At 72.6% G+C, this 26,429-nt stretch carries 25 protein-coding genes; 13 read left to right on the top strand and 12 right to left on the bottom strand.

Translation table 11 applies throughout. From position 1 onward, the window contains the following. The first annotated feature begins 60 nt into the window (after positions 1-60). Entirely contained in the window at positions 61-1,251 is a 1,191-nt protein-coding gene (locus ACMXN5_RS42440) for an amidohydrolase (protein WP_439680211.1), read from the top strand. Between the two features lie 66 nt (positions 1,252-1,317). On the opposite strand, the gene aroC is transcribed toward ACMXN5_RS42440, so the two are convergent. The 11 genes from aroC to ACMXN5_RS42385 all read right to left on the bottom strand — a co-directional run bounded on the left by aroC (position 1,318) and on the right by ACMXN5_RS42385 (position 12,995). Beyond that, the gene (aroC, locus tag ACMXN5_RS42435; protein ID WP_439680210.1) at positions 1,318-2,550 is read right to left on the bottom strand and encodes a chorismate synthase; all 1,233 of its coding nucleotides are present in this window, start codon (positions 2,548-2,550) and stop codon (positions 1,318-1,320) included. A gap of 48 nt (positions 2,551-2,598) precedes the next feature. After that, positions 2,599-3,417 (bottom strand): sulfite exporter TauE/SafE family protein, encoded by an 819-nt coding sequence (locus ACMXN5_RS42430; RefSeq protein ID WP_439680209.1) that lies wholly within the window; start codon positions 3,415-3,417, stop codon positions 2,599-2,601. Next, on the bottom strand, positions 3,414-4,457 hold the full coding sequence (locus ACMXN5_RS42425; RefSeq protein ID WP_439680208.1) for a zinc-binding dehydrogenase: 1,044 nt from the start codon (positions 4,455-4,457) through the stop codon (positions 3,414-3,416). The genes ACMXN5_RS42430 and ACMXN5_RS42425 overlap by 4 nt, the downstream gene beginning before the upstream one ends. Beyond that, positions 4,454-5,362 carry an ABC transporter permease gene (locus tag ACMXN5_RS42420; protein WP_439680207.1) on the bottom strand — a complete coding sequence of 303 codons (909 nt, stop codon included), beginning with the start codon at positions 5,360-5,362 and terminating at the stop codon, positions 4,454-4,456. Before ACMXN5_RS42420 ends, ACMXN5_RS42425 begins: the two co-directional genes overlap by 4 nt. Positions 5,363-5,377: 15 nt before the next feature. Next, on the bottom strand, positions 5,378-6,514 hold the full coding sequence (locus ACMXN5_RS42415) for an ABC transporter permease (protein WP_439680206.1): 1,137 nt from the start codon (positions 6,512-6,514) through the stop codon (positions 5,378-5,380). Further along, positions 6,511-8,241, bottom strand: coding sequence for an ABC transporter ATP-binding protein (locus ACMXN5_RS42410; RefSeq protein WP_439680205.1), 1,731 nt, complete (start codon positions 8,239-8,241; stop codon positions 6,511-6,513). The genes ACMXN5_RS42415 and ACMXN5_RS42410 overlap by 4 nt, the downstream gene beginning before the upstream one ends. Next, the gene (locus tag ACMXN5_RS42405; RefSeq protein WP_395792866.1) at positions 8,216-9,298 is read right to left on the bottom strand and encodes a BMP family ABC transporter substrate-binding protein; all 1,083 of its coding nucleotides are present in this window, start codon (positions 9,296-9,298) and stop codon (positions 8,216-8,218) included. The genes ACMXN5_RS42410 and ACMXN5_RS42405 overlap by 26 nt, the downstream gene beginning before the upstream one ends. A 296-nt stretch (positions 9,299-9,594) precedes the next feature. After that, positions 9,595-9,954 carry a cupin domain-containing protein gene (locus tag ACMXN5_RS42400; protein ID WP_126638606.1) on the bottom strand — a complete coding sequence of 120 codons (360 nt, stop codon included), beginning with the start codon at positions 9,952-9,954 and terminating at the stop codon, positions 9,595-9,597. 203 nt (positions 9,955-10,157) lie between these two features. Further along, positions 10,158-10,883 (bottom strand): FadR/GntR family transcriptional regulator, encoded by a 726-nt coding sequence (locus ACMXN5_RS42395; protein ID WP_160161488.1) that lies wholly within the window; start codon positions 10,881-10,883, stop codon positions 10,158-10,160. A 5-nt stretch (positions 10,884-10,888) separates the two neighbouring features. Beyond that, a complete protein-coding gene (locus ACMXN5_RS42390; RefSeq protein WP_380011786.1) occupies positions 10,889-11,374 on the bottom strand; it encodes a VOC family protein in 486 nt (161 codons plus the stop codon). Between the two features lie 103 nt (positions 11,375-11,477). Next, a complete protein-coding gene (locus ACMXN5_RS42385) occupies positions 11,478-12,995 on the bottom strand; it encodes an aldehyde dehydrogenase family protein (protein WP_439680204.1) in 1,518 nt (505 codons plus the stop codon). 329 nt (positions 12,996-13,324) lie between these two features. Between ACMXN5_RS42385 and ACMXN5_RS42380 the strand changes: the two genes are divergently transcribed. Genes ACMXN5_RS42380 through ACMXN5_RS42360 form a run of 5 tightly spaced genes read left to right on the top strand, consistent with a single transcriptional unit; the run spans position 13,325 to position 18,006 of the window. Continuing rightward, the gene (locus tag ACMXN5_RS42380; protein WP_439680203.1) at positions 13,325-14,722 is read left to right on the top strand and encodes an amidohydrolase family protein; all 1,398 of its coding nucleotides are present in this window, start codon (positions 13,325-13,327) and stop codon (positions 14,720-14,722) included. A 55-nt stretch (positions 14,723-14,777) separates the two neighbouring features. Next, on the top strand, positions 14,778-15,797 hold the full coding sequence (locus ACMXN5_RS42375; protein ID WP_439680202.1) for a zinc-dependent alcohol dehydrogenase: 1,020 nt from the start codon (positions 14,778-14,780) through the stop codon (positions 15,795-15,797). Positions 15,798-15,799: 2 nt separating this feature from the next. After that, positions 15,800-17,209, top strand: a complete 1,410-nt coding sequence (locus tag ACMXN5_RS42370; protein WP_439680201.1) for an FGGY-family carbohydrate kinase — start codon at positions 15,800-15,802, stop codon at positions 17,207-17,209. Beyond that, the gene (locus ACMXN5_RS42365) at positions 17,194-17,583 is read left to right on the top strand and encodes a VOC family protein (protein ID WP_439680200.1); all 390 of its coding nucleotides are present in this window, start codon (positions 17,194-17,196) and stop codon (positions 17,581-17,583) included. The genes ACMXN5_RS42370 and ACMXN5_RS42365 overlap by 16 nt, the downstream gene beginning before the upstream one ends. A 36-nt stretch (positions 17,584-17,619) precedes the next feature. After that, positions 17,620-18,006: a VOC family protein gene (locus tag ACMXN5_RS42360; protein WP_380011801.1), complete on the top strand. Its 387-nt coding sequence runs from the start codon at positions 17,620-17,622 to the stop codon at positions 18,004-18,006. A 119-nt stretch (positions 18,007-18,125) separates the two neighbouring features. Here the strand turns inward: ACMXN5_RS42360 and ACMXN5_RS42355 are convergent, their stop codons facing one another. Continuing rightward, the gene (locus ACMXN5_RS42355; RefSeq protein ID WP_439680199.1) at positions 18,126-19,136 is read right to left on the bottom strand and encodes an aldo/keto reductase; all 1,011 of its coding nucleotides are present in this window, start codon (positions 19,134-19,136) and stop codon (positions 18,126-18,128) included. A 188-nt stretch (positions 19,137-19,324) separates the two neighbouring features. On the opposite strand from ACMXN5_RS42355, the gene ACMXN5_RS42350 reads away from it, so the two are divergent. The 7 genes from ACMXN5_RS42350 to fdxA all read left to right on the top strand — a co-directional run bounded on the left by ACMXN5_RS42350 (position 19,325) and on the right by fdxA (position 26,366). Next, positions 19,325-20,524 carry an aromatic ring-hydroxylating oxygenase subunit alpha gene (locus ACMXN5_RS42350; RefSeq protein ID WP_439680198.1) on the top strand — a complete coding sequence of 400 codons (1,200 nt, stop codon included), beginning with the start codon at positions 19,325-19,327 and terminating at the stop codon, positions 20,522-20,524. Positions 20,525-20,648: 124 nt separating this feature from the next. Continuing rightward, positions 20,649-21,155, top strand: coding sequence for a VOC family protein (locus ACMXN5_RS42345; protein ID WP_439680197.1), 507 nt, complete (start codon positions 20,649-20,651; stop codon positions 21,153-21,155). After that, positions 21,152-21,592: an ester cyclase gene (locus ACMXN5_RS42340; protein WP_439680196.1), complete on the top strand. Its 441-nt coding sequence runs from the start codon at positions 21,152-21,154 to the stop codon at positions 21,590-21,592. Before ACMXN5_RS42345 ends, ACMXN5_RS42340 begins: the two co-directional genes overlap by 4 nt. Positions 21,593-21,645: 53 nt before the next feature. Beyond that, complete coding sequence (locus ACMXN5_RS42335) at positions 21,646-22,428, top strand: class I fructose-bisphosphate aldolase (protein ID WP_439680195.1); 783 nt, start codon at positions 21,646-21,648, stop codon at positions 22,426-22,428. A gap of 725 nt (positions 22,429-23,153) precedes the next feature. Next, positions 23,154-25,022 (top strand): 2-oxoacid:acceptor oxidoreductase subunit alpha, encoded by a 1,869-nt coding sequence (locus tag ACMXN5_RS42330; protein ID WP_439680194.1) that lies wholly within the window; start codon positions 23,154-23,156, stop codon positions 25,020-25,022. Continuing rightward, a complete protein-coding gene (locus ACMXN5_RS42325) occupies positions 25,015-26,070 on the top strand; it encodes a 2-oxoacid:ferredoxin oxidoreductase subunit beta (RefSeq protein WP_439680193.1) in 1,056 nt (351 codons plus the stop codon). The genes ACMXN5_RS42330 and ACMXN5_RS42325 overlap by 8 nt, the downstream gene beginning before the upstream one ends. Continuing rightward, positions 26,067-26,366, top strand: coding sequence for a ferredoxin (gene fdxA, locus ACMXN5_RS42320; protein WP_439680192.1), 300 nt, complete (start codon positions 26,067-26,069; stop codon positions 26,364-26,366). Before ACMXN5_RS42325 ends, fdxA begins: the two co-directional genes overlap by 4 nt. Positions 26,367-26,429 lie beyond the last annotated feature (63 nt).

Below are 26,429 nucleotides of genomic sequence, written 5' to 3'. Positions count from 1 at the left end.
CGGAACAGATACTTCGTTCGGTCACTTCCCGTTACGTCCGTCGTGGGGCAGGATGCGCCCATGCGAGCCTTCGACCTCGCGGCACCCGCAAAGGCCGCCGCCCAGGCGGCGGTGGACGCCGCCGCACCAGAGCTGGTTGCACTCAGTCACCGTCTGCACGCCCATCCCGAACTCGGCTTCGCCGAGAAGCGCGCCTGCGGATGGTTGGGCGAGCAGCTGACCGAACACGGCTTCACCGTCACCCCGGGCGTGGGCGAGTTGCCGACCGCGTTCGTCGCCGAGCGCGGCGCCGGGCCGCTGGTGCTGGGGATCTGCGCGGAGTACGACGCGCTGCCGGGGATCGGGCACGCGTGCGGGCACAACGTGATCGCGTCCGCCGCGATCACCGCCGCGCTCGCGCTGGGCGCGGTCGCCGACGAGTTGGGCGTGACCGTACGCGTGTTCGGCACCCCCGCCGAGGAGAACGGCGGGGGCAAGGTGCTGATGCTGGAGCGCGGCGTGTTCGCCGGGGTGCACGCGGCGATGATGGTGCACCCCTCGCCCCGGGAGCGGCTCGATCCGACCTGTCTGGCCCGCGCGCAACTGCACGTCGAGTACGACGGCCGGGCCGCGCACGCGTCGGCCTGCCCGGAGGACGGGATCAACGCGGCCGACGCGCTGACCGTCGCGCAGGTGGCGATCGGGCTGCTGCGCCAGCACATGACGCCGGATCAGCGGGTGCACGGGATCACCACCACCGGCGGGCAGGTGCCGAACGTGATCCCCGAGCACACCGAGGCCGACTACTACGTACGCGCCGCCACGTTGGCCGGGTTGACCGATCTGGAGGCGCGGGTGCGCGAGTGTTTCCAGGCGGGCGCGGTGGCCACCCGTTCGCGCCTGACGTTGTCCTCGACCTCGCCCGCGTACTCGGAATTCCGGCACGACCCGGGCCTGTTGGCGGCTTACGAGCGCAACGCGCTGGTGGTGGGACGGGAGTTCCCGCCGGTGACCGCCGAGGACGACCGGCAGGCCGGGTCCACCGACATGGCCAACGTGTCGCTGGCGATCCCGTCCATCCAGCCGCTGATCTCCATCGACTCCGGTGATGTGGGGCTGCACCAGGCCGAGTTCGCCGCGTATGCGGCGCGTCCGGCCGCGGATCGGGCGCTGCTTGACGGTGGTCTGGCGATGGCGTGGACGTGTGTGGACGCCGCGCTGGACGAGGGCCTGCGCGCGCGGCTGCTCGCGGGGGCGCCGGCCGGGGGCTGAACCGCCGATGGGCTCCGGGGTGATCGCCCCGGAGCCCGTCGGCCGGTTTCGGCCCGGCGTGCGTGCTCATGCGTCGGCGACGGTCACCGGCAGGGCCGCGAGGTAGGCGTCGGCGTTGCGCCGGGTCTCGGTCACGCTGTCCCCGCCGAACTTCTCCAGGACCGCGTCCGCGAGGACGAGGGCCACCATCGCCTCGGCGACCACGCCGGTCGCGGGCACCGAACACACGTCGCTGCGCTGGGCGATCGCCTTGGCCGGATCGCCGGTGCGCACGTCGAACGTGGCCAGGGCCCGGGACAGGGTGGAGATCGGCTTCATCGCGGCGCGCACGCGGAGTGGTTCGCCGGAGGTCATGCCGCCCTCGATGCCGCCGGCGCGGCCGGTCTCGCGGCGCACCCGGGTGGGGCCGGGGTGTCCCGGGGCGACCGGGGTGATTTCGTCGTGCGCGACCGAGCCGCGGCGGGTCGCGGTGGTGAAGCCGTCGCCGACCTCGACGCCCTTGATCGCCTGGATGCCCATCAGCGCGGCGGCCAGGCGCGCGTCCAGGCGGCGGTCCCAGTGCACGTAGCTGCCCAGGCCCGGCGGCAGGCCGTACACCACCACCTCGACCACGCCGCCGAGGGTGTCGGCGTCCTTGTGCGCGGCCTCGATCTCGGCGTTCATCGCGGCGGCGGTCTCCGGGTCGACGCAGCGCACCGGGTCGGCGTCGATCGTGTCCAGGCTGCCGCGTTCGGGCACCAGCGCGGTCGGCAGCGCGACGGCGCCGATCCGGACCACGTGGCTGAGGATCTCCACGTCCAGGGTCTGGGCCAGGAACGCGCGGGCGACCTCGCCGAGCGCCACACGGGCCGCGGTCTCCCGGGCGCTGGCCCGCTCCAGGACGGGGCGGATGTCGTCGAAGCCGTACTTCTGCATCCCGGCCAGGTCGGCGTGCCCGGGGCGGGGGCGGGTCAGCGCCGCGGCCCGGCCGCGATCGGCGAGCCGGCCCGGTTCGTCGAAGCGGCGCCCGTCGGCGTCGACCGGATCCGGCGCCATCACCTCGGCCCACTTGGCCCATTCGGTGTTGGCCACGCGCAATGCCACGGGCCCGCCGAGGGTGATCCCGTGCCGCACGCCGCCGGTGAACTCCACCTCGTCCCGCTCGAATCGCATCCGGGCCCCGCGCCCGTTGCCCAGCCGCCGCCGGGCCAACGCGTGTGCCAACTCGCCGGAGGACACCTCGACTCCGGCCGGCAGCCCCTCCAGTACGGCGGTGAGCGCGGGACCGTGCGACTCCCCGGCGGTGAGCCAACGCAACATGGGATTCCTTCTTTCACGAGTGCGACGGTCGAACGGGACCGGGCGGGGTCAGGTGAGCAGCAGGACGGCCCCCACCACCGTGCCGACGACGATGACGAGGGTGCGCAGGATCGGGGCGGGGACCCGACGGCCGACGTGGGCGCCGACCCGGCCGCCCGCCACCGAGCCGAGGGCGAGCAACAGCACGGGGAGCCAAGCGACTTCGGCGGTGAGCGCGAACAGCACGGCGGCCACGAGGTTCACCAGCGCCTGGAGGAGGTTCTTCAGGCCGTTGAGCCGGTTCAGGTCCTCGTCCAGCACGATCGCGAGCAGCGCGAGCAGCAACACGCCCTGCGCGGCGCCGAAATAGCCGCCGTACACGCTCACCGCGAACACCGCGGCGGGCAGCGCGACGCCGACGCCGGAGCCCGCCGTGCGGGACGCGGGAGGCGCCTCGGTCGAGGATCCCGGCACCACCGCCGGGACCCCCGCGTTGGCCGCGCGGCGGGTGCGCAGGCGGGCGGACAACCACGGCTGTACGCCCATCAGCGCCGCGGCGAGCAGGACCAGTACGGGCACCACCGCGCGGAACGCGCCCGGCGGCAGGCCGAGCAGGAGCAGGCCGCCGGTCGCGCCGCCCAGCACGGCGGCGACGGACAGCGGGCGCAACCGGGGTGCCTGCGCGGCCAGTTCGCGCCGGAAGCCGAGGGTTCCGGCGATCGACCCCGGGGTGAGGCCGATCGTATTGGAGACGTTGGCGACCACGGGCGGGTGGCCGAGGGCGAGCAGGACCGGGAAGGTGAGCAGCGAACCGGAGCCGACGACCGTGTTGACCGTGCCCGCGCCGAGGCCCGCCGTCAGCACGAGCAGGGCCTCGGCGGGGGTCATCGGGCGCCGCCGGGGAGCAGGGTGACCTTGCCGAACGCGGCGCCGCTCTCCAGGCGCCGGTGGGCCGCGGCCGCGTCGGCGAGGGGGAACGCGCCGTCCTGTACCGGGGTCAGCCCCCGGTCCAGGCAGAACTCGACCATGGCCGCGAAGTCCGCGTCGCCGATCGAGCCCGCGCCGAGCAGGGTGAGCCCGCTGTGGAACGCGTGCGGGAGGTCGAAGCCCGCCTCGGTGCCGGTGGTGTCCCCGCAGAAGACCAGTCGGCCGCGGGGGCGCAGTGCGTGCAGCGACGCCTGGAACAGCGCCGGACCGACGTGGTCGAGCACCAGGTCGACGCCGGCCCCGCCGGTCGCCGCGCGGGCCCGGGCGACCAGGTCCGAGGTGCGGTGGTCGATCAGCACGTCGGCGCCGAGGTCGGCCATCCGGTCCAGCTTGGCCCGCGAGCCGGAGGTGACCACGACGCGCGCCCCGAGTGCGCGGGCCAGTTGTATGGCGGCGATGCTCACCCCGCTGCCCGCGCCGTGCACCATCAGCGTCTCCCCCGCGCGCAGCCCGCCGCGTACGACCAGGCCCTGCCAGGCCATGCCGTACGCGGTGGGCAGCCCGGCGGCGGCCACGTGCGGCACGTGTGCCGGGATCACGTGGGTGCGCCCGGCGGGGACCACGATCGACTCGGCGTAGCCGCCCGGCCGATTCCCGCCGACCACGCGCAGCGCCCCGCACCACGCCTCGTCGCCGCGCCGACAGGCGGCGCAAGTCCCGCAGTGGACGGCCGGGTTGACCAGCACCCGGTCGCCGACCCGGCGCTCGCGCACGCCGCCGCCGACGGCCAGGACGTCTCCCGCGACATCCATCCCGGGCACGTGCGGCAGCGTGAAGCCCGGCAGCAGCCCCGGGCCGCGCCGTTGCAGCAGGTCGAGGCGGTTGACCGCGGCGGCGCGCACCGCGACCAGCACCTCGCCCGGGCCCGGTTCCGGGTCGGGTAGGACCACCTGCTCCAGGATCTCCGGGCCGCCGTGGCCGCGGTGCCGCACCGCCCTCATACGATCCCCCGCACGAACGGCGCGCCCAGCGCGGCAGGTTGGCGGTGCGTCTTGGCCAGGAACATCATCGCGAGCAGCGCCAGCAGATACGGCGCGGCGATCAGCAGTTGCGAATTGAGATGTACGCCGAGCGCGGGCAGGGCGAGCCGCATCGCGTCGGCGGCGCCGAAGACCAGGCAGCCGGCCATGGTGCCGCGCAGCGTCCAGCCGCCGAAGATCACCGCCGCGATCACCACGAAGCCGCGACCGGCGGTCATGTTCTGGTTGAACGCGCCGACTTCGCCCACCGCGAGATAGGCGCCGCCGAGTCCGGCCAGCACGCCGCACAGCAGCACGCTCTGCCGGCGTCTGCGGCGCACGTCGATGCCGGTGACGTCGGCCGACTGGGGGTTCTCCCCGGCGGCGCGCAACTCCAGGCCGAAGCGGCTGCGTTGCACCAGCCACCACACCAGCGGGATCAGCCCGACCAGCAGATAGGCGGGCCAGCGGTGGGCGAACAACACCGGCCCGAGCAGCGGCAGATCGGACAGCACCGGGATGTCCAGCGCGTCCACCTGATGCCCGGTCAGGTCGATCGAGTCGAGCAGGAAGCTGGTCAGGCCGAGCACGAGCGCGTTCAGGGCAAGCCCGACCACGTAGGTGTTGACCGACAGGCGATGGCTGAACTCGGCGTGCACGAAGCCGATGACCAGGCCGGCCAGCATGCCGAAGACCAGGCCGAAGGACGCGGAACCGGTCATCGAGGCGCCCCACACGGCGTTGAACGCGCCGCCGAGCATCATCGCCTCGACCGAGATGTTGATGGTGCCGGCGCGCTCCGCGATGTATTCGCCGCAGGCGGCGAACGCCAGCGGCACGGTGAGCCGGACCGAACTGGCCAGGACCATGGCGAGGTCGTCGATCATGGCATCCTCCCGGTCTCAGGCCGCGCCGGCGGTACGACGGCGTCGCACCTCGGCGTAGGCGGCGGGGAACACCGTGGCCAGCACCATCAGCGCGGTGACCACGGCGACGATGTAGCGCGGAACCCCGGTGGCGGACAGGAATCCGCCGCCCGCGCGCAGCGCGCCGAAGAACAGCGCCACTGGCACGGCGAGCAGCGGCTTGTCCCGGGCGACGAGCGCGACGAGCAGTCCGTCGAAGCCGACGTTGTCGGCGAAGCCGTCCTGCATGCGGTGGCCGTTGCCGGTGAGCATCACGCCGCCGGCCAGGCCCGCGAACGCACCGGAGGCGAGCAGCGCACCGCCGCCGACCAACACCGCGCCCACGCCCGCCCGATGCGCGGCCTTGGGGTTGAGCCCGAGCATGCGCAGCCGGAAGCCGAGACGGGTGCGGACCAGCACCAGGGAGGTGCCCACGGCCGACACCAACGCGATGAAGATGCCCGCGCCGATGTTGAAGTCGGGGTATTCGCCGATCCGGGGCAGCCAGACCGACTCGGCCAGCATGTCGGTCTGCGAGGTGGTGACCTGCCCGGCCACCGCCTTCTCGCGCAGCAGCGACGGGGAGTTGACCGTGTACGAGACGGCCTGGTTCGCGACGAAGATCAGCAGCAGCGTGCTGATCACCACCGCGACGCCGCGCCAGTAGAACAGCAGCGCGGCGATGCCGGCCCACAACGCGCCGCCGACGGCCGCGCCGAGCAGGGCCAGGATCAGCACCAGCGGTCCCGGGCCCGGGGTGAACAGCGCGATCGCCGCGCCGACCGCGGCGCCGACCAGGAGTTGGCCCTCCTGGCCGATGTTGAAGATGCCCGCCCGGGCTGCGATCACCGAGCCGACGGCGACAAGCAGCAGCGGCGCGGCCTGGTCGATGCTCTGCCCGATGGCCGCGCCGTCGGCCAGGCTCCCGTCGTACATCGCGTTCGCCGCGTCCCACGGGGACTGGCCGACCAGCGCGATCAGCAGGCCGGCCAGGGCCAGTGCGGTGGACAGCGAGAGCAGGTAGAGCAGCGGGGTGCCCAGGTCGGCGAGTCGGGGTCGGCGGCGCGCGTCGGGCTCGGGCGCCGCGACGGTGGACGGGGGTTCGGAGATCAGCGTCCCGGTGGTCGACGTCATGCCGCCTGGCCTCCCATCATCAGGCCCAGTCGCTCGGTGTCGACGTCGGCGCGGTCCATCTCGCCGACCACGGCGCCCCGGTGGAGCACCGCGACGCGGTGCGAGAGAGTGAGGATCTCGCCCAGTTCGGTGGACAGGAGCAGGACGGCGATGCCCTCGCGGGCGGCGGCGTGCAGCCGCTCGGTCATGTACTCGATGGCGCCGATGTCCAGGCCCCGGGTGGGCTGCGCGGCCACCAACACCCTCGGTTTGCCCGCGAGTTCGCGGGCCAGTACCACCTTTTGCTGATTGCCGCCGGACAGTTGCCGCATCGGGGTGTCCGGCGAGGGGGTGGCGATCTCGAACTCCTCGATCAATCGCCGGGCCCGCTCGGCCATCCGGCGCCGGCTGAGCAGTCCCCGGCGGGTCACCGAGGACAGGTCGGCCATCATCAGGTTCTCCGCGACGGACATGTCGAGCACGCAACCCGACACGTGTCGGTCCTCGGGCACCACGCCGACCCCGGCGGCGTGCATCGCGCCGGGCCGGCCGGCGGCGACGGCGCCGCCGCACACCTCCACCCGGCCTGCGTCCAGCGGCAGCAGGCTGGAGAGCAGATCACCCAGTGCCGCCTGGCCGTTGCCCTCGACGCCCGCGATGCCCAGGATCTCCCCGGCGCGCACCTCCAGGCTCAGCCCGCGCAGGAGCGGGCGCCGGTCGGCGGCCCGAGCGTGCGCGTCGGTGATCCGCAGGCGGACCTCGCCGGCCGCCGGGCGCGGCTCGGGGGCGGGGGCCGCCGCGGGTTCCCGTACGTCCAACACGGCGGTGCCGCCGCTCGGTTCACCCGTGCCGGGCTCGATCAGCGCGTCGAGCGCGCCGACCGCGGACGCGGCGGTCCACTTGGACAGTTCGCGCCCGACCATCTCCCGGGCCAGCGCCCGGACATCGGTGTCGGCGGTGGCCCGCCTGGCCACCACGCGCCCCTGGCGCATGATGGTGACCCGGTCGGTGGCGTGCACGATCTCGTCCAGCTTGTGGCTGATCAGGATCACCGCCTTGCCCTCGTCGGCGACCACCCGGCGCAGCACGGTGAACAGCTCGCGCGATTCCTCCAGGGTGAGTACCGAGGTCGGCTCGTCCAGGATCAGCACCCCGGGGTCGCGGCGCAGACACTTGACGATCTCGACCCGCTGCCGCTCGCCGGTGGACAGGTCCTCGACGCACGCGTCGGGGTCGACCCGCAGGCCGTAGCGGTCGCCGACCTCGCGCACCAGCGTGCGCGCCCGGTCCCGGTCGACCCGGCCGCGGTCGCCGAGCACCACGTTTTCCCACACGCTGAGCCGGTCCACCAGGCTGAAGTGCTGGTGCACCATCGAGATGCCGTGCGCCGCCGCGGCCGAGGGGTCGGCGATGGTGGTCTCGGTGCCGCGCAGCACGATCCGTCCGGTGTCCGGGACGACCAGGCCGAGCAGGATCTTCATCAGCGTGCTCTTGCCCGCGCCGTTCTCGCCGAGCAGGCCGTGGATCTCCCCGGCCCGAACCCGCAGCGAGACGTCGTCACAGGCGCGCACCGCGCCGAACCGTTTGCCGATGCCGAGCAGTTGCACGACGGGGACGGTGAGCACCGAGGCGGCGCCGGGGTGTTCGGCGGGCCCGTCGAGGAAGGGGCCCGCGGCCCCGCCGGCGGGCTCGGGTGTGGGTCGGGAGGCGGTCACGGCGGTGTCACTTGCCTGCGGCGACGGCCTCATCGACCTTCACCTTCCCGCTGCCGATGTCCTGGATCAGCGTCTGGAGCTGCTGCGCCTGGTCGCCGGTGGGCTTGCAGAGCTTGACCGTGGGGACCGGGTCCTTGCCCAGGTGCCACTCGCGGGCGACCCCCATCCGCAGCGTGCCCTTCTTGAAGTCCTCCAGCGCGCCGGCGAAGTAGGCGCCGGGGCTGAAGATCACCGAGATCGCGTATTGCGCGCCGGGCGTGCCGCAGCGGTCGGTACCGGGGGTGAGCGCCGGGACGCCCTTCTCGTTGGCGAGTTGGGTGACCACGTCGGTGGCGCCGCCGAGGTAGGGGTAGATCACCTTGACGCCCTGGCTGATCTGCGCCTGGGCGGCTTCCTTGGCCTTGCCGGAGTCGTTGAAGTCGCCGGTGTAGGTCTGCACCATCTCGGCGTCGGGCACGACCTTCTTGATGCCGGCCTCGAACGCCTTGGCCACGTCGCGGGCGAACTGGAGGTCGGGGCCGGTGATGTAGCCGGCCTTCCTGCCGCCGTTCTCCTTGAGGATCAGTCCGGCGGCGTAACCGGCCACGTACAGCGACTCGTTGATGTAGTCGAGCGACTGGGTGAACTCGGCGGTCTGGGTGACGCCCTGCCCGCCGCTGATGTACCAGGTGGTGCCCTTGCACTGGGGTTCCTTGGCGGCGCTCAGCGCGTCCTTGAGCTCGCTGGCGCCGATGGCGATCATGTCGACCTTCTGCCGACACAGGTTGCGCGCCTGCTGCACGGCGTTGGCCGGGTTGATCTTGTCGACCACCACCAGCTTCCAACCGTTCGCCGTGGCATAGGTGTTCGCCTCGTCGACGAAGCTCTGGTAGTAGCCCTTGTCCTTGGTGTCGCCGGGGCTCATCACCCCGATGACGACCTTCTTGTCCTTGTTGACGTCGGGTTCGTTGGCGGGGAGGGTGCCGGCGCCGGGGGCACCGGCCGAGGCGGGCGCCCCGGCGGGGGTGGTGGAGGACGAGGAGGAACCGCCGCCACAGGCGGTGAGGAGCAGTCCCGGTATGATGACCGAGGCCGCGATGACTCGAACCATGTTCTTCATCGGAAGGTCTCCAGACGAATCAGGGCGCGTTGGTTCGACACGGACCGACGGGTACGCGGCGATCCGGGCGGGCACGGTGGGCGTGCCGTTGCCGGGTGTGCGGCCGCGGGCCGGGGTGGGATGTCGGTCCGGCGGAGGAACCCGTTCCGGTTGCACGGGGAAGTCCGGCCCGGGAGCGGGTGGGGGTCGGTGCGCGGTGCCTGCGGCGTGCGCAACCGTCCGACAGTGGTGGGGTGTTGCGGTGGTACGGGGCGTCGTGCGGGTGGTGGGCGCGGGCGGGTCGGCCGTCAGCGGTACTCGTCGCGCGGCGGGGTGAAGATGTCCAGGATCCAGGTCTCGCCGTGCTCGGGGTCGCCGATGAACAGGCTGTCCCCGTGGTCGCAGCCCTTGGGCGCCCAGTAGACGTCGCCGGGGCCGAGCACCCGCCGCTCGTCCGAGTCGATCCGGAAGTCGAGCCTGCCCTTGAGCACCATGCCGTACTGCTCGTGGTCGGGATGGTCGTCGTAGGGGGTGGGGCCGCATCCCTCGCGGATCCGCCACAGGGTCAGCATCAATTCGTCGCCGGTGTAGACCCGGCGCCGGAATCCCGGCTTGACCTCGACGAACTCGCTGTCGTCGAAGGCCCAGACGCGTTGCGTGTCGCTCATCTCGATGCGGTCCTCTCCGGGTGGTGCGCACGGTCGTGGGGGAAGTGGCGGGCGGGGCGGCGCGGGCGGGGGTCGCGCCGGGATCAGCGCGGGTCCCGGGGGCGGTGCCGTGCCGGGTGGCGGTGCCGTGCCGTTTCCGGCGCCGTGCCATGCTGTGCCGTTGCCGGCCGGGTGCGGCCCGGCGCGGGTCTCGAACGGTGGGTCTAGAACATCCGCGCGGTCATCTGCCGCTCCACCTCGCCGAGGTGTTCGGCGGCGGCGTGGGCGGCGGCGTCGGGGGCGCCGGCGGCGACCGCCTCGGCGATGCCGCGGTGCGAGCGGCAGGACTCGGCGATCACCTGACGGACCGCCTCGGCGTTGCCCTCGGCGGCCAGGAGCGAGGCGAAGTCGCCGGACGCGAATACCGCGTCGAGCACCTTCGCGTACAACTCGCGCAGCGTGGTGTTGCCACACGCGCGGGCCAGTGCCGCGTGGAAGCGGCGGTCCTGGCGGCGGAACGCCTCCAGGCTCATCGACGGGTCGAATCCGGCCGCCAGTTCGCCGATCTCGGCCCGCTGGTCTGGCTCGGCCCGCAGCGCGGCCAGTCGGGCGATGGCGACCTCGGTCACCTGGCGTACCTCGAACAGTTCGGACACGCGCAACTTGCGGCCGTCGGCCGCGTCGAAGGACACCCCGGGCAGCCGCTCGGCGACATAGAACCGGTTCCCCCGCTTGACCAGGCAGCCCAGCGAGACCAGGCCCTGGATCGCCTCGCGCACCGAGGTGCGGGCCACCCCGAACTGCTCGCACAGCGTGCGTTCCGGGGGCAGTTGGGCGCCCGGTCGCAGGTCGCCCTCGCGTACGCTCGCCAGGAGCGCGTCGCGGACCTCCTCGGAGATCGTGCGGCGCGCGACCTTGGCGAACGGGATCCGCTCCCCCGGTGCCCGCAAGGGCACTACTCGCCCGCCAGGTGCGCGAACCGCTCACGTTCGGCGTCCAGGTCCAGCGGGCGGATGATCGCCTCGTGTTCCTCGTCGCCCCAATACTCGGGCGGGACCAGCCACATGACCTCGAATTCGAGGCCGTCGGGGTCCTTGGCGTACAGGCTCTTGTTGGCGCCGTGGTCGCTCGCGCCGATCAACGCGCCTGCGGTGGCGAGGCGTTGCCGGGCCTCGTCCAGGTCGTCGAGGGTGGGGACCTCCCACGCGATGTGGTACATCCCCACGGTGCGCCGACCGGCCTGGGACTCGCCGGCCTCGGCGCCGATGGTGAAGAACGCGATGTCGTGGTGGTTCTTCGACGCGGGGGCCCGCATGAAGACGTAGCTCCCGGGCGGGCCGTCGATGACGGTGACGAAATCCAGCACCTCGTTGTAGAACCGGGCGGTCTTGTGCGCGTCGCGCACGTACAGCACCGCGTGGTTCATCCCGGTAACGGCCACGATCGGGCCTCCTCAGGGTGTGGGTCAGGCTGTTGGTCTGACAATCAGAAGGTATGAAGCTCGGTCAGGTGTGGTCATTGGTCCCCGAGCACAACCCGGCGCTTCACCCGCTGTGCACCTGGACGTTCACCGCCTTGGTGCGGGTGTAGGCGTCCACCCCGGTCCTGGCGAAGCCGCTGGCCCCGCGCGGCTCACCGCGTCCGCCGTTCATGTCCGGCGCGAAGTGACAGTTCACATTGACCTCGCCGCAGTCCAGCGCGTCCGCGAATCGGAACGCACGTTCGATGTCCCGGGTGAACACGGTGCCGTTGAGGCCGTACCGCGTCCCGTTGGCCAGCGCCACCGCCTCCGCCTCGTCGGCGAACGACATCGCGGCGAGCACCGGTCCGAACACCTCTTCCTGTTCCACCTCGCACCCGCGCCGAACCCGACCGAGCACGGTCGGCGCGACATAGGTCTCCGGCAGGCCGTCGGGCAGCACCGGCTCGCCGACCACGGAGGCGTCCCCGGCGGCCAGGGCCCGGTCCACGAAGCCCCGAACCCGGTCGGCGTGGCGCGGGTTGATCAGGGGCCCGATGAAGGTGTCCGGATGCAGCGCGTCGCCCACCGGCAGGGACGCCGCGGCCGCCGCCACCGCCTCCACCACCCGCTCGTACACCGACTCCTGGACCAGCAGTCGACTGCCCGCGACGCACACCTCGCCCATGTTCACGAACGCGGCCATCATCGCCCAGCCGACCGCCTGGTCCAGGTCGGCGTCGTCGAACACCACCACCGGCGACTTGCCGCCCAGCTCCAGATGTACGGGGGTCAGGTTGCGCGCGGCGGCGGCCAGTACGTGCCGGCCGGTATCGGTGCCGCCGGTCAGACTGATCAGGTCGATCCTGGGGTCGGTGATCAGCCGCTCGCCGACCGTGGCGCCGGGGCCGAGCACGATGTTCAGCACCCCGGCCGGCAGCCCCGCCGCGGTCAGCAACCGGCCCAGCTCGACCAGCGTCACCACCGCGTCGACCGGCGGTTTGGCCACGATCGAGCAGCCGGCCGCCAGCGCCGAGGCGATCCGCTGACTGCCCGTCATCAACGGGCCGTTCCACGGCAACAACTCGACCACCACGCCGGCCGGCTCGCCGAGCCGCAGGGTCAGCAGGTCCGGGCCGCCGCCGGGCAACAACTCGGGCGGGAAGGACGAGCGCCGCACGTCGCCGTGCACGGTGCGGCAGATCGCCGCGGCGTACGAGAACGCGTTGGCCGCCTCGTAGACGTCGTTCGTCAACGCCCCAGAGACCGCCTTGCCGGTGTCCATCGCCTCCAGGGCAGCCAGTCGGGGCGCGTCCGCGCGGATCGCCGCGGCCACCGCCTCCAGCACCTCCGCCTTGCGCGGCCCCGGCATACGCCGCCACACTCCGGCGTCGAAACTGCCGCGCGCCGCGACGATCGCCGCCTCGACCTCGGCGTCGGTCGCCGCCAACCAGGACGCCGGGTGCCCGCCCGTGGAGGGGTCGACCACCGGCCGCGCCTCGCCGTCGAAGGACTCCCGGCCGGCGATCAACTGCGGGTACGGATCCGAGCGCAGCCAATCGGCACGTATGCGTGGTCCGCTGGTGCTGGTGTCGTCGGTCATGTGGGCAACTCCCTCGACGCGGTGGATGGGCCCGGCCGGTCCGGTGGATCCTGGTGGGCCCCGGTTGGGCCCCGGTGAGTCCCGGTGGGCCCCGACGGGTCCTGGTGGATCCCCGTGGGTCCGCCGGAGCGGCGCGAACCGTGCCGGGCGCCGCAACCTGGAAGCCTCGCCCGACACGGCACCGGGCCAGGTTTTCCCCCGTCGGCCTGTGCTCGCATTGTGTTCCCGGCATGGACTGGGCGCACTTGATTGTGCTCCGGGCCACGATGCCGGCGGCCGGCGCCGGGCCTAGTGTCCCCAGACATGGCGACTGCGCAGGTGAGAGCAACATGAGCGGCCCCGGGCCGACCCGGCCGGAGCTGCTGGTCGCGGGCGGTGACGTGGTCACCATGAACCCGCGCCGCGAGGTCCTGCTCGGCGGCGCGGTCGCCGTCGCCGGGGAGCGCATCGTGGCCGTCGGCGCCACGTCCGAACTGCGCGCCCGCTGGCCGGGCACCCCCGAACTGGACGCGAGCGAGTGCGTCGTCACCCCCGGCCTGGTCAACGCCCACCTGCACCAGACCGGCGACCCGCTGGCCCGCGCGCGCATCCCCGACGACCTGCCGCCGGGCGCCGCCGTCGACACCTGGGCGGTGCCGCTGCACGCGGCGCACCTGCCCGCCGACGACGAACTGTCCGCACTGCTGGCCGGCGTGGAGAGCCTGCGCAACGGGGTGACCACCGTGATCGAGGCGGGCACCGTGGCACACCCGGAGCGGGTGGCCGCCGCGATGCACGAGGTGGGCATCCGGGGCGGGATCGGCGCCTGGGGGTGGGACGTGCCCGGCGCGCCGTTCGCCGCGCCGGCCGGCGAGGTGCTGGACCGGCTCGCCGCGCTGGTGGACGCCCATCCCGCGGGCGGCCGGGTCGAGGGGTGGGTCACCCTGGTCGGGCACGGCTTGGCCTCCGACGAACTGCTCGCCGGCGCAGCCGAGTTGGCCCGTACGAGTGGCGCCCGGATGACGATGCACCTGTCCCCCTCCGGCGCCGACCCCGAGGACTACCTGCGCCGCACCGGCCGCCGGCCCGCGCTGCACCTGGCCTCGCTCGACGTGCTCGGCCCGCACCTGCTGCTCGCACACGCCGTGTGGCTGGACGACGCCGAGGTCGAGGCGCTGCTCGCCACCCGCACGGCGGTCGCCTACTGCCCGTGGGCGTATCTGCGCCTGGGCCAGGGTGTCACCCGCGCCGGACGGCATGCCGAACTGCTGCGCCGCGGCGGGCGGATCGCGCTCGGGACGGACGCGGCCAACGCCGCCGACTCGGCCGACGTGCTGCGTACCGCCGCGCTCGCGGTCGGGCTGGCCAAGGACATGGCGCTCGACCCCACCGGACCGGGTGCCGCCGAGGCGCTGGAGTTGGCCACCATCGGCGGCGCCGAGGCGATCGGCATGGCCGACCGGATCGGCTCGCTGGAGCCCGGCAAGTACGCCGACCTGGCGGTGCACGACGCCACCGGCCCGCAGTGGACCCCGCGCGGCGACGTCGCGCAGCAGTTGGTGTGGTCCGCCGACGGGCGTTCGGTGCGCGACGTGCTGGTCGGCGGCCGGGTCGTGGTGCGCGACCACGCGTGCGTCGAGGTGGACGAGCGTGCCCTGCGTACCGCCGCCGCGCGCACCTCCGAGGCGCTGCTCGCCCGGGCGGGTGTGCCACCGAGTTCGCGCTGGCCGACCCTGCGGGCGTACTGAACACCTCACCTTCCGTTTTTCCGCCGCAGTCTTCCCGCGAAGTCGAGGAGCCCCCATGCGAGTTGCCGTTGTCACCGCGCCCGAGCAGGTCGACCTGCGCGAGGAGCCGGTCCCCGAGGTCGGCCCCGACGACGTGCTGGTGCGCGTCGGCCGTACCGGCATGTGCACCATGGAGCGCAGGCTCTACCTGGGCACCAAGCCGATCTACCCGGTCGCCCCCGGCCACGAGGTGGCGGGCGAGGTGGTCGCCGTGGGCGCCGCCGTGGCCGGGCTGCCCGGGGTCGCGGCGGTCGGCGATACGGTCACCGTCGACCTGCTCACCCGCTGCGGTACCTGTACCTCGTGCCGGCGCGGGCGCAGTGCGCTGTGCAAGCAGCCGCAGGGCGGCGCGCTCGTGGACGGGACCATCTCGATGGGCGCCGGTTTCGCCGAGTTCGTCAAGGTCAAGGCGCTCCAGGCGTTTCGCACCGGCTCGGCACCGATCGCACACGCCGCGATGGGCGAACCGCTGGCCTGTGTGGCGCACTCGGCCCGGCTCGGCGGACTGCGCGCGGGCGATCGGGTGGCGGTGATCGGCGCCGGGTTCATGGGCCGACTGCACCTGGCCCTGGCCCGGTTCAAGGGCGCCGCGTCGGTCGGCCTGATCGACATCAGCGAGGAACGCCTGGCCGAGGCCCGCGCGGCCGGCGCGGACTGGACGAGCACCCCCGAGCAGGCCGTCGAGAGCGGCGGCAGGCAGGACGTCGTGTTCGTCACCGCCGGCGCCCCGGGCGCCCTGGAGGGCGCGCTCGCCCTGTGCGACGACGGTGGCACGGTGGTGCTGTTCGGCGCCTTCTCCAAGGAGGTACTCGCCGGGGTCGGGCCGGATCTGATCCACCATCACGAACTGAGCATCGTCGGCGTGTACAGCCAGGAGCCGCAGGACTGGACCGAGGCCGCCGCGATCATCGGCTCCGGCCGGCTGGCGGCCGACCTCGACGCGCTGGTCACCGCGACCTATCCGCTCGCCGACGTGGACGCGGCCTTCCGGCTGGCCGCGAAGTCGCCCGTCTACCGTGTCCTCGTGGGCGGTTGAGCATGCCCGGCACCTCCTCCGTCGTGGTCGGCGTCGACGTCGGCAGCAACTCGGTCCGCGCGCTGGCCCTGGATCCCGACGGAGCGGTCCTGGGCGGTACCGCCGCCGGCTACCCCGGCGCGGCGAACTGGCGCCCCGGGCACGCCGATCCATACGCCTGGCTGGCCGCGACCACGCAGGCGCTGGCCGAACTGCGCGCGCTGGTGCCCGGTGCGGCCCGTCCCGCCGCGCTGTGCCTGGGCGGGCAGAGCCCGACGACCGTGGTCGGGGGGATCGGGGCGTCGGGCGTCGGCTCTGGAGTCGGCTCGGGGGTCGGCTTCGGGGTTGCCGCGCTGACCTGTCGGCATCCGGCGGGGGCGACCGGCTCGCCCGTGGAGCAACACCACGCCCAGCACGCGGCGTTGCGTGCCGAGCACGGGCCCGATGTGCGGGCCTGGCAGCTGTACGACTGGCTGGCCGCCCGGTTCGGCGCGGATCGGGCGCAGGCGCGGTGGCCGGGTGATCCGGCGCTGAGCGGCTACGGGCCGGTGGTCGCCACCGGGTCCGTGGTCGGCGCGCTGGGGACCGGGCACGATCTGGCGGCGGGCACCCCGCTGGTGGCCGGTGCGCAGGATGCCTATCTGGCGTTCTGGGCGGGCGGGTTGGATCGCCCCGGGCGGGCCCTGGACCCCGGCGGGCGCACCGGTGGGCTGGCCGTGGCGGTGGCCGCCGGTTCGCCCGCCGCCGACGCGTACGCGCTGCCGGCGGCGGTGCCCGGGGTCGAGATCGTCGGCGGGCCGGTAGCCGCGCACGGGCTGATCCTGGAGTGGCTGCGCGACCTCACCGGGCGCGAGGTCCGCGACCTGTTGGCCCTGGCCGCCGAGGTACCGCCGGGCGCACGGGGCGTGGTGATCCTGCCCTACCTCGAGGGCGAGCGCGCGCCGCGCTGGAACCGCGAGTTGCGCGGCGAGGTCTTCGGCCTGACCTCGGGCAGCGGTCCGGGCGAACTGGCCCGCGCCGTCCTGGAGGGCACCGCGTACGGCCTCGCGCACATCGCAACGGTACTGGCCGCGCAGGGAGTTCACCTGGACACCCTGGTGTGCGCCGGCTCGCCCGCGCGCAACGCGCTGTGGTGCTCGATCAAGGCCTCGGTACTGGGCGTTCCGGTCGAGGTGCCCGCCGAGACGGACCTGGCCGCGTACGGCGCGGCCCTGGCCGCCGGCGCCGGCGCACGCTGGTGGCCCGCGCCCGGGGCAGGTCGGGCGGGCGACTGGCCGCGCCCGGCGATGACCGTGCTCGCCCCCGAACCCCACCCCGAGTACGCGGCCGGACTGCGCCGCTTCCTCGACCTCGGCGACGCCGCCCAGCGGCGCGCGTCCGCCGCCGTCACCACCCCCACCCGCTCCGAGGAGTCGACGTGCCCAATCCGGTGATCTTCATGGACCTGCCCTCCCCCGATGTGGAGGCCACGTCCGCCTTCTACGCGGCCTTGTTCGGCTGGGAGTTCAAGCGGCGCCCGGCCGACGAGTTCAGCGAGGTGCTGCCCGGGGTCAAGCCCAACCTGGGCATCCGCCGCGAGGCCCGCCCCGCGGTCGGTCCGGTGCCGCGCATCTACGTGATGGTCGACGAGCCGCCCATCTACCTCGACAAGGCCGTCGCGGCCGGGGCGAGTGTGTTGTGGGAGGAGAAGCCGTGGGCCGAATTCGAGGCCCGCTACGCCGCGTTCCGTGACCCGTGGGGCAACGAGGTCGTGCTGTGGCGCGACAAGGGCACCTACTTCACGCATGGTCACGCCCACCAGGTCTGACTTCTCGTACCCGAACCCCCGGAAAGGATCCACCCGGTGACCAACACCCTGGTCTTCGTCGACATGCCCACGCCCGACGTGCAGGCGACCACCGAGTTCTACCGCGAGTTGTTCGGCTGGACGATCAACCCGCGCCCGCAGGGCGTCTTCCACCAGATCGTGCCCGGCGAGGGGCTGCACCTGGGCCTGTTCGACGAGGCCGCCCAGGTGCCGGACCCGGCGCCGCTGCCCCAACAGCCGCGCTCCGGACTGCACTCGCGGGTGTACATCCTGGTCGACGCGGCCCCGAGCGAGTATCTGAACAAGGCGGTGCTGCTCGGCGCGACCGCGCTGTGGGAGCAGTGCTACTGGGAGGAATTCGGCGGCCACCACGCCTCGTTCCTGGACCCGTGGGGCAACCAGATCGTGATGTGGGAGAAGTGAGGTAGCGCCGACGGGTCCACTCGCCGGTCCACCGGCCCACCGAAGCGCCCGTGCGCACGATCCCGGATACGGGTCGTGCGCACGGGCGGTTGTCGGTGATGTGGCGGGCGCGGATTCGCTCAGGTTCGGGGAGCCGGGCGGGGATAGGGGCAGTCCGCCGGGTTCACGTCCGTGCCGGGGGCGACCAGGGCATCCAGTCGGGCCAGGGCTTCCCGGCTCAACTCGACCTCGCAGGCGTCGAGTTGGGATTCCAGCTGGTCCGGGGTGCGCGGGCCGAGGATGGCGGCGGTCACCTGGGGGTGGGCCAGGACGAAGGCGAGGGCCAACTCGGGCAGGCTGCACCCGGCTTCGTCGGCGATCGCGGCGAACTCCTCGACCAGGGCCGTCTTCGCGGCGCGGATCGTGGTGTCGGCGTGGTCGAAGTGCTCGGCGTTGCGCACCGCGCGGGAATCGGGCGAAACGGCGGCACCGGTGCGGTACTTGCCGGTCAGCCAGCCGCCGTTGAGCGGGCTGAACACCAGCACGCCCAGACCGTGTCGGCCGCAGGTGGGCAGCGCGGCGTGCTCCGCGTGCCGGGCGAAGGCCGAGTAGGCCAGTTGTTCCGTCGCGAACGGCTGGTGCCCGTGCCGCTCGGCGGTCCAGCGCGCCTCCACGATGGCCTCGGCGGGCAGTGCGGAGGAGCCGATCGCGCGCACCTTGCCCTGACGAACCAGGTCGGTCAGCGCGCCCAGCGTCTCGTCCATGTCGGTGGTCGGGTCGGGCCGGTGCAGTTGGTACAGGTCCAGGTGGTCGGTCTCCAGTCGGCGCAGGCTGTCCTCCACCGCGCGCATGATCCAGCGCCGCGAGGCCCCCCGGCGCAGCGGCGCGTCGGGGTCCATCGCCTCGCCGAACTTGGTGGCGAGCACCACGTCGTCGCGGCGGCCCTTGAGCGCCTTGGCCAGGATGCGCTCGCTCTCCCCGAACGCGTACACGTCGGCGGTGTCCACGAAGTTGATCCCGGCGTCGAGCGCGCGATGCACCATGCGCACGCACGCGTCGTGGTCGGTGTTGCCCCACGCGCCGAACATCATCGTGCCGAGACACAGCCTGCTGACCCGGATGCCGGTGCGACCGAGCGGGGTGTACTCCACGGGTGTCCTCCCAGGGTGCCGTGCTTCGGACGTGCTCCCCCGAGGCTGGCACGCCGGTACGTGTGCACCGATGTGGTCCGGGCGCAGCGCGAGGGCCGTTTGTTCGTGCCTGAAGCACATATCGGGGCCGATTCCCGCCGCCTACCTTCGGCTGTATCGCAAACATCCCAGGTGACGGGGAGGACGTTGTGCTGACGGACCGGATCGGGGCCGCGGAACATGCCCTGGACGAGCGGGTGGCGGAACAACGCCGGACCGCGACCGCTCGCGAGGGCGACGGTTTGGTGGACGCCCCCCTGCCGAGCGAGATGTTGCAGCCTTGGGAGGTCTGGGATCGGGACCTGTTCGATCTGGAGATGATCCGGGTGTTCGCCCGCTCGTGGATCTGGCTGGGCGACACCGAGGACCTGCGCCGGCCCGGCGACTTCATCACCGGGCGGATCGGCGGCCAGTCGGTCCTGGTGGTCAAGCAGCGCGACGGCTCGGTCAAGGGTTTCCTGAACAACTGCCGGCACCGGGCCTCCGGCGTCGCGTTCGACGCCGCGGGCAACTGCGGCAAGGCGTTCGCCTGCCCCTACCACGCATGGACGTACGGGCTCGACGGCACGCTGTTGTCGATTCCGGACATGAACCGGATGTACGGGCCGGACTTCCCGATGCACCGGTACGGCCTGGTCCCCATCCGGGTGCACGTGGCCTTCGACAAGCTCGTCTTCGCGTGCCTGTCGCACAAGGCGCCGTCGTTCGAGGAGTGGATCGCACCGCTGCTGCCGCGTTACACGGCGTATCGGATCGGTGACTACCACCGCTACCACCGCGAGTTGGACGAGGAGTACCCGTTCAACTGGAAGGCGTTCGTCGAGAACTCCAACGACGACTACCACGTGCGTTTCGTGCACCGCCGGTTGAACAAGGTGCGCAAGCAGATGGACACCGTGGTGCGCTTCGAGGGGCGAACCACCAGCGGCTACAAGCCGCACAGCGACGCGTACGACATGTCGCTGGGTCGGACCGACCTGGGTGAGGAGGATCTGCGGGGCAGCTACGCGGAGTTCGTCTATCCGAATCTGACGCCGCTGCCCTACGCCTCCCAGCTGATCATGGTGCGGGCGGATCCCATCGCGCCCGATCGCACCCGGCTGTTCTCCCGGATCTACGGGCTGACCGACGATCTCGACTTGCAGGAGCGGGAGTTGGTCAATCTGGAGCTGACCAACAAGGAGGACACCGACATGGTGACCGTGCTGATGGAGAACCTGCGGTCGCCGTTCTACCGGGTGGGTCCGCCCAGCGCGTGGGAGGGCCGCGCCCAGCACATGATGCGGCAGATCCGTCAGGACGTGGCGACGCCGCTGGCGGCGGACGAGTTCGACGGGCCGATCGACTGAGTGCCGGGTGCCGGGCGCGCCGGGCGCCGGGAGCCGTCGGGCGGCGGCGCGCGCACAGGCAGCACGTACACGGAGCACACGCACGGAGCACACGCACCACACCGGACCGAGAGGAGCCATCGCGATGGAACCGACGTTGACCGAGGCCCGCTGGACCCATATCGCGCTGCCGTCGTCCGACCTGGAGGCGGCGATCGACTTCTACACCTCGTTCACCCCGCTGGTGGTGGTGTCGCGGCACAGCGACGACGCCGGCTCCAACGCGTGGTTGTCCAATCCCGATCAGGTACAGACGCCGTTCGTGCTGGTCCTGGTCGCCTTCGACAAGGACCGGGGCAATCCGCAACCGCAGCTGACGCCGTTCGCGCATCTGGGCATGGAGGTGCCGTCGCGGGGCGACGTGGACACGATCGCCGAGCGGGCGCGGGCGGCCGGCTGCCTGCACTGGGAGCCGATGGATGTACCGCCGCCGGTGGGCTACATCTGCGCGCTGAAGGATCCGGACGGCAATGTCGTGGAGATCTCGCACAACCAGCAGGTGTTCGCGGAGGTTCGTGAGCTGTGGGGTGAACGGGAGGGCGGGGGCGGCGGGGATGTTCGGGACGGTCGGGATGTGCGGGCCGATGCGTGAGTGAGGCGGCGGCGGGGACTCGGGCGGCGGTCGAGGCGTATGTCGCGGCGCTCAACGGGGGTGATCCGGACACGATCGCGGAACGGGTGAGTGTCGACTTCCACAACGAGCACACCTCGGCGCTGGGGCGCAGTCTGCGGGGGCGGGCCGCCTATCGCGAGCGGCTGCCGCACTTCCTGGCCGAGTTCGAGGAGTTGCGCTATGTCGTGGAGGACCTGCTGGTGGACGGCGATCGGGCCGCGCTCGCCTACACGATGACGTGCCGACCGCGTGGCTCGCGGGCCGCCGAACCGGTGCGGATCCGTGGGGTGTTCCGGTTTCGGGTGGTGGGCGGGTTGGTGGCGCATCGCGTGGACTACTGGGACGGGAGCGAGTTCGAGCGGCAGGTCGGGGGCGCGGATGCGGCTCGGCTCGGGCCGTCCGTGGATCTGGACTGAAGGTGTTTTTCGGCTCCGCCGACTCGGGTGGAGAACGATCGAAGGGAACGACTGTGCAGACCTATTCCGCTACCGGGGCGGGCAAGCTTCGGCGGATGCGTCGGATGTTCGGCGCGGACGGCCGGGCCGTGTTCGTCGCCATCGACCACGCCGCGTACATGGGCGAGGGGCCGCCGCTGGGTGAGCCGATGGCGCAGATCGCCGCGGGCGGTCCGGACGCGGTGCTCGCCACGTGGCACCTGGCTCGGGCCTACGCCGACACCTTCGCCGATGCGGGGTTGGTGTTGCGGATCGACGGTGGCGCCTCGGAGTTGGGCGAGTTCGCGCCGGGTGACGTCACCGACATCATGCATCTGCCGGAGCAGGCGATGAAGTTGGGCGCGGACTGCGTGGTGGTGCTGGCCTTCCCCGGTGCGCCGGACGAGCATCTGTCGTTGCGGCGGCTGGCCCGGTTGACCTCGGAGTGTGAACAGCTCGGCCTGCCGGTGATGGCGGAGATGATCCCGGGGGGCTGGGGCAAGGCCGTGCCGTGGACCACGGAGAACGTGGCGCGCGCGGCGCGGATCGGCGCGGAACTGGGGGCGGACATCGTCAAGACCGTCTGCCCGGGACGGCCCGAGGAGTTCGCCGCCGTGGTCGAGGCGTGTCCGGTTCCGGTGGTGGCGCTGGGTGGGCCGAAGTCGGACAGTGAGGACGAGGTCGTGGCGTTGGCGGGCGGCGTGGTCGCGGCCGGCGGGGCCGGGGTGGCCTTCGGGCGGAACGTGTGGGGGTCGGCCAAGCCGCAGTTGCTCGTGGAGCGGCTCCGCGATGCGGTCCATGGGGGCGGGGCGGGCTAGCGGACTTGGTGGGCGGTCCTCACGCGCCGGACGGGCTGAATGGGGCTCCGGCCCGCGCCGAGGGCCGGGCCGGGTGCCGCGTGGCCGGTCTGCGGCCCGGCTGTCCTCAAACGCCGGACGGGCTTGGATGGCCCGGTACGGCCCCGCCCAGGGCCGGGCCCGGGCCCGGGTGCCGCCGAGCCGGCCTGCGGCCCGGCTGTCCTCAAACGCCGGACGGGCTTGGATGGCTCGGGTCGGTCCTGTCTGGGACTGAGCGCGGGTCCCGTGCCCCCTGGCCGGCCTGCGGCCCGGCTGTCCTCCAACGCCGGACGGGCTGAAATGGCCCGGTACGGCCCTATCTGGGACTGAGCGCGGGTCCCGTGCCCCCTGGCCGGCCTGCGGCCCGGCTGTCCTCCAACGCCGGACGGGCTGAGATGGCCCGGTACGGCCCCGCTCAGGGCGGGCTCGGGCCCGTGCCCTTGGGCCGGCCTGCGGCCCGGCTGTCCTCAAACGCCGGACGGGCTTGGATGGCCCGGTACGGCCCCGCCCAGGGCCGGGCTCAGGCCCGGTGCCGCCGAGCCGGCCTGCGGCCCGCCTGTCCTCAAACGCCGGACGGGCTGAAATGGGTCGGTCGGCCCCACCTGGGGCTGGGGCTGGGTCTCCCGCTCAGGGCCGGGCTCGGGCCGGTCTGCGGGTCGGGGGGTCTCACGCGTCGGATGGGATGGATTGGATCGGGAGTTGCGATTATGGCTCAGCTGGTTACCTCCGTGTCTCGGGTGGTTGTTCGGTTTGCCGGGGATTCCGGGGACGGGATGCAGCTTGTGGGGGATCGGTTTACCGCGCAGAGCACGCTTTTCGGGAACGACGTGTCCACGTTTCCGGATTTTCCTGCGGAAATTCGCGCGCCGGGTGGGACGTTGCCCGGGGTTTCGGCGTTTCAGATTCAGTTTGCGGATCATTCGGTCAGCACTCCCGGGGATGCCGCCGATGTGTTGGTGGCGATGAATCCGGCTGCTTTGCGGGCCAACCTGGGTGGGCTGCCGCGTGGGGCGGACGTCATTGTGGATACCGATGAGTTCACCGCGCGGAATCTGGTCAAGGCCGGATATCCGGCGGGGGTCAGCCCGCTTGCCGATGGGTCGTTGGCCGGCTATCGGGTGCATGCGGTGGCGTTGACCGGGTTGACCGTGGGGGCGTTGCGGTCCTTTGATCTGCCGCGGCGGGATGCCGAGCGGGGTAGGAACATGTTCGCCTTGGGGCTGCTGTCGTGGATGTATCACCGGCCGACCGAGGCGACCGTGGCGTTTTTGCGGGAGAAGTTCGCTCGGCGGCCGGAGTTGGCGGCGGTCAACGTAGCGGCGTTCACCGCGGGTTGGAACTTCGGGGAGACCACCGAGTCGTTCGGCGGCGGGTATCGGGTTGCGTCCGCGCCTCGGGCGCCGGGGCGGTATCGCACCATCACCGGCAATCGTGCCCTCGCCTACGGGTTGATCGCCGCCGCGGATCGGGCCGGACTGCCGCTGTTTCTCGGGTCGTACCCGATCACCCCGGCCTCGGACATCCTGCACGAGCTGAGCCGGCAGCGGCATTTCGGGGTGACCACGTTCCAGGCCGAGGACGAGATCGCCGGAATCGGGGCGGCGCTCGGTGCGGCCTTCGGCGGCTCGCTCGGGGTGACCACCACGTCCGGGCCGGGATTGGCGCTGAAGTCGGAGACGATCGGACTCGCGGTCTCGCTCGAACTACCGCTGGTGGTCGTGGACGTACAGCGCGGCGGGCCCTCGACCGGGCTGCCCACCAAGACCGAACAGTCGGATCTGCTCCAGGCGTTGTACGGGCGCAACGGCGAGTCGCCGGTGCCGGTGCTGGCCGCCTCCTCGCCCGGCGACTGTTTCGCCACCGCCGTCGAGGCGGTTCGGATCGCGGTCACCTACCGCACGCCGGTGGTGCTGCTCTCCGACGGCTACCTGGCCAACGGCTCCGAGCCCTGGCGGGTGCCGGAAATCGACGAACTGCCGGTGATCGACCCGGCGTTCGCGACCGGACCGAATGCGGTGGACGCCGACGGCACGCCGTGCTTCCAGCCCTATCTGCGCGACCCGGACACGCTGGCCCGGCCCTGGGCGGTGCCCGGCACGCCCGGCCTGGAGCACCGGGTGGGCGGGCTGGAGAAGGCCGACCGCACCGGGGAGATCTCCTACGACGCGGCCAACCACGATCACATGGTGCGCACCCGGCGGGCCAAGGTGGACCGGATCGCGCGTGACCTGCCGCCGCTGGCGGTGGACGATCCAGGCGGCGCCGCCGAGGTGTTGGTGCTCGGCTGGGGGTCCACGGCCGGGCCGATCGCCGCCGCGTGTACCGAAGTCCGGGCCGCCGGAGGCGCGGTGGCCCGGGCCCGGTTGCGCCATCTCGACCCGTTCCCGGCCGACCTCGGCGAACTCCTCGGCCGCTACCGGCGCGTGCTGGTCCCGGAGATGAACCTGGGCCAACTCGCGGGCCTGCTGCGGGCCCGGTACCCGGTCGACGTCGAATCCCTCACCCAGGTGCGCGGCATGCCGTTCAAGGTGGCCGAACTGCGCACCGCGATCGAGAAGGTCGCCGCCGATGTCTGACACGCCCCTGCTCACCATCGCCGAGCGGCCGGCATCCCCGCTGTCCGCCCGCGACTTCCGCAGCGATCAGGAGGTGCGCTGGTGTCCGGGCTGCGGGGACTACGCCATCCTGGCCGCCGTCCAGGGCTTCCTGCCCGAACTGGGCCTGCGCCGGGAGAACATCGTCTTCGTCTCGGGCATCGGCTGCTCCAGCCGCTTCCCGTACTACCTGGACACCTACGGCATGCACTCGATCCATGGCCGGGCACCGGCGATCGCCACCGGCCTGGCCGTGTCCCGCCCCGACCTGAGCGTGTGGGTGGTCACCGGTGACGGCGACGCGCTGTCCATCGGCGGCAACCACCTGATCCACGCGCTGCGCCGCAACGTCAACCTGAAGATCCTGCTGTTCAACAACCGGATCTACGGTCTGACCAAGGGTCAGTACTCGCCCACCTCGGAGACCGGCAAGATCACCAAATCCACCCCGGAGGGGTCGCTCGACCATCCCTTCAACCCGATCTCGCTCGCTCTCGGCGCTGAGGCGGGCTTTGTCGCCCGCACCCTCGACTCCGATCGCAAACACCTGACCTCGGTGCTGCGCGCGGCGGCGGCGCACGAGGGCACGGCCCTGGTGGAGATCTACCAGAACTGCAACATCTTCAACGACGGCGCGTTCGAGCGGTTGAAGGCGCCCGGCACCCGGGACGAGCACGTGTTGCGGCTCGAACACGGTGCGCCGATGCGGTACGGCCCGGCGGGCGCCCGCACGGTGGTGCGCGATCCGGGCGGCGGGTTGCGGCCGGGGGCCGGGGACGACGCGGCCGTGGTGCACGACGCGCATACGAGCGACCCGGTCCCGGCGTTCGCGCTGTCCCGGTTGCCGGAGGCGGGTGGACCGACCCCGATCGGGGTGTTCCGCAGCGTGCGCCGACCCACCTACGACGGCGCCGTGGTCGAGCAGGGCCACCGGGTGCGCGCCGAGCGCGGCCCCGGCAGCGTGGCCGACCTGCTCGGCGGCGGCGATACCTGGACCGTGCCGGCGCCCACCGGAAGCGAGGCGAGATGACCTACGTCATCGGCGCGAACTGCGTCGACGTCAAGGACCGTACCTGCGTGGCGGAATGCCCGGTCGCCTGCATCCACGAGGGCGATCGCATGCTCTACATCCACCCCGAGGAGTGTGTGGACTGCGGCGCCTGCGAGCCGGTCTGCCCGGTGGAGGCCATCTACCACGTGGACGACCTGCCCGCCGACTGGTTGTGGCACCTGGACGCGGCCGCCGAGGCCACCGCCGGACGAACGGACGCGGAACCGGTGTCCGACCCGGCGACGGTGACCGCGCTTCCGCCTGCGGTCCAGTGAACCTCCTTGCTGTTGACCCGAGTTGATTCAGCTCTCCGTACACCCGAGAAGAACAGGAGGCCC

The sequence above is a fragment of the Embleya australiensis genome (genome assembly GCF_051903075.1).
In the GTDB taxonomy this organism is placed as follows: domain Bacteria; phylum Actinomycetota; class Actinomycetes; order Streptomycetales; family Streptomycetaceae; genus Embleya.
Note: the sequence above shows the minus strand (reverse complement) of the source record. Positions and strands in the feature narration are given on the sequence as shown.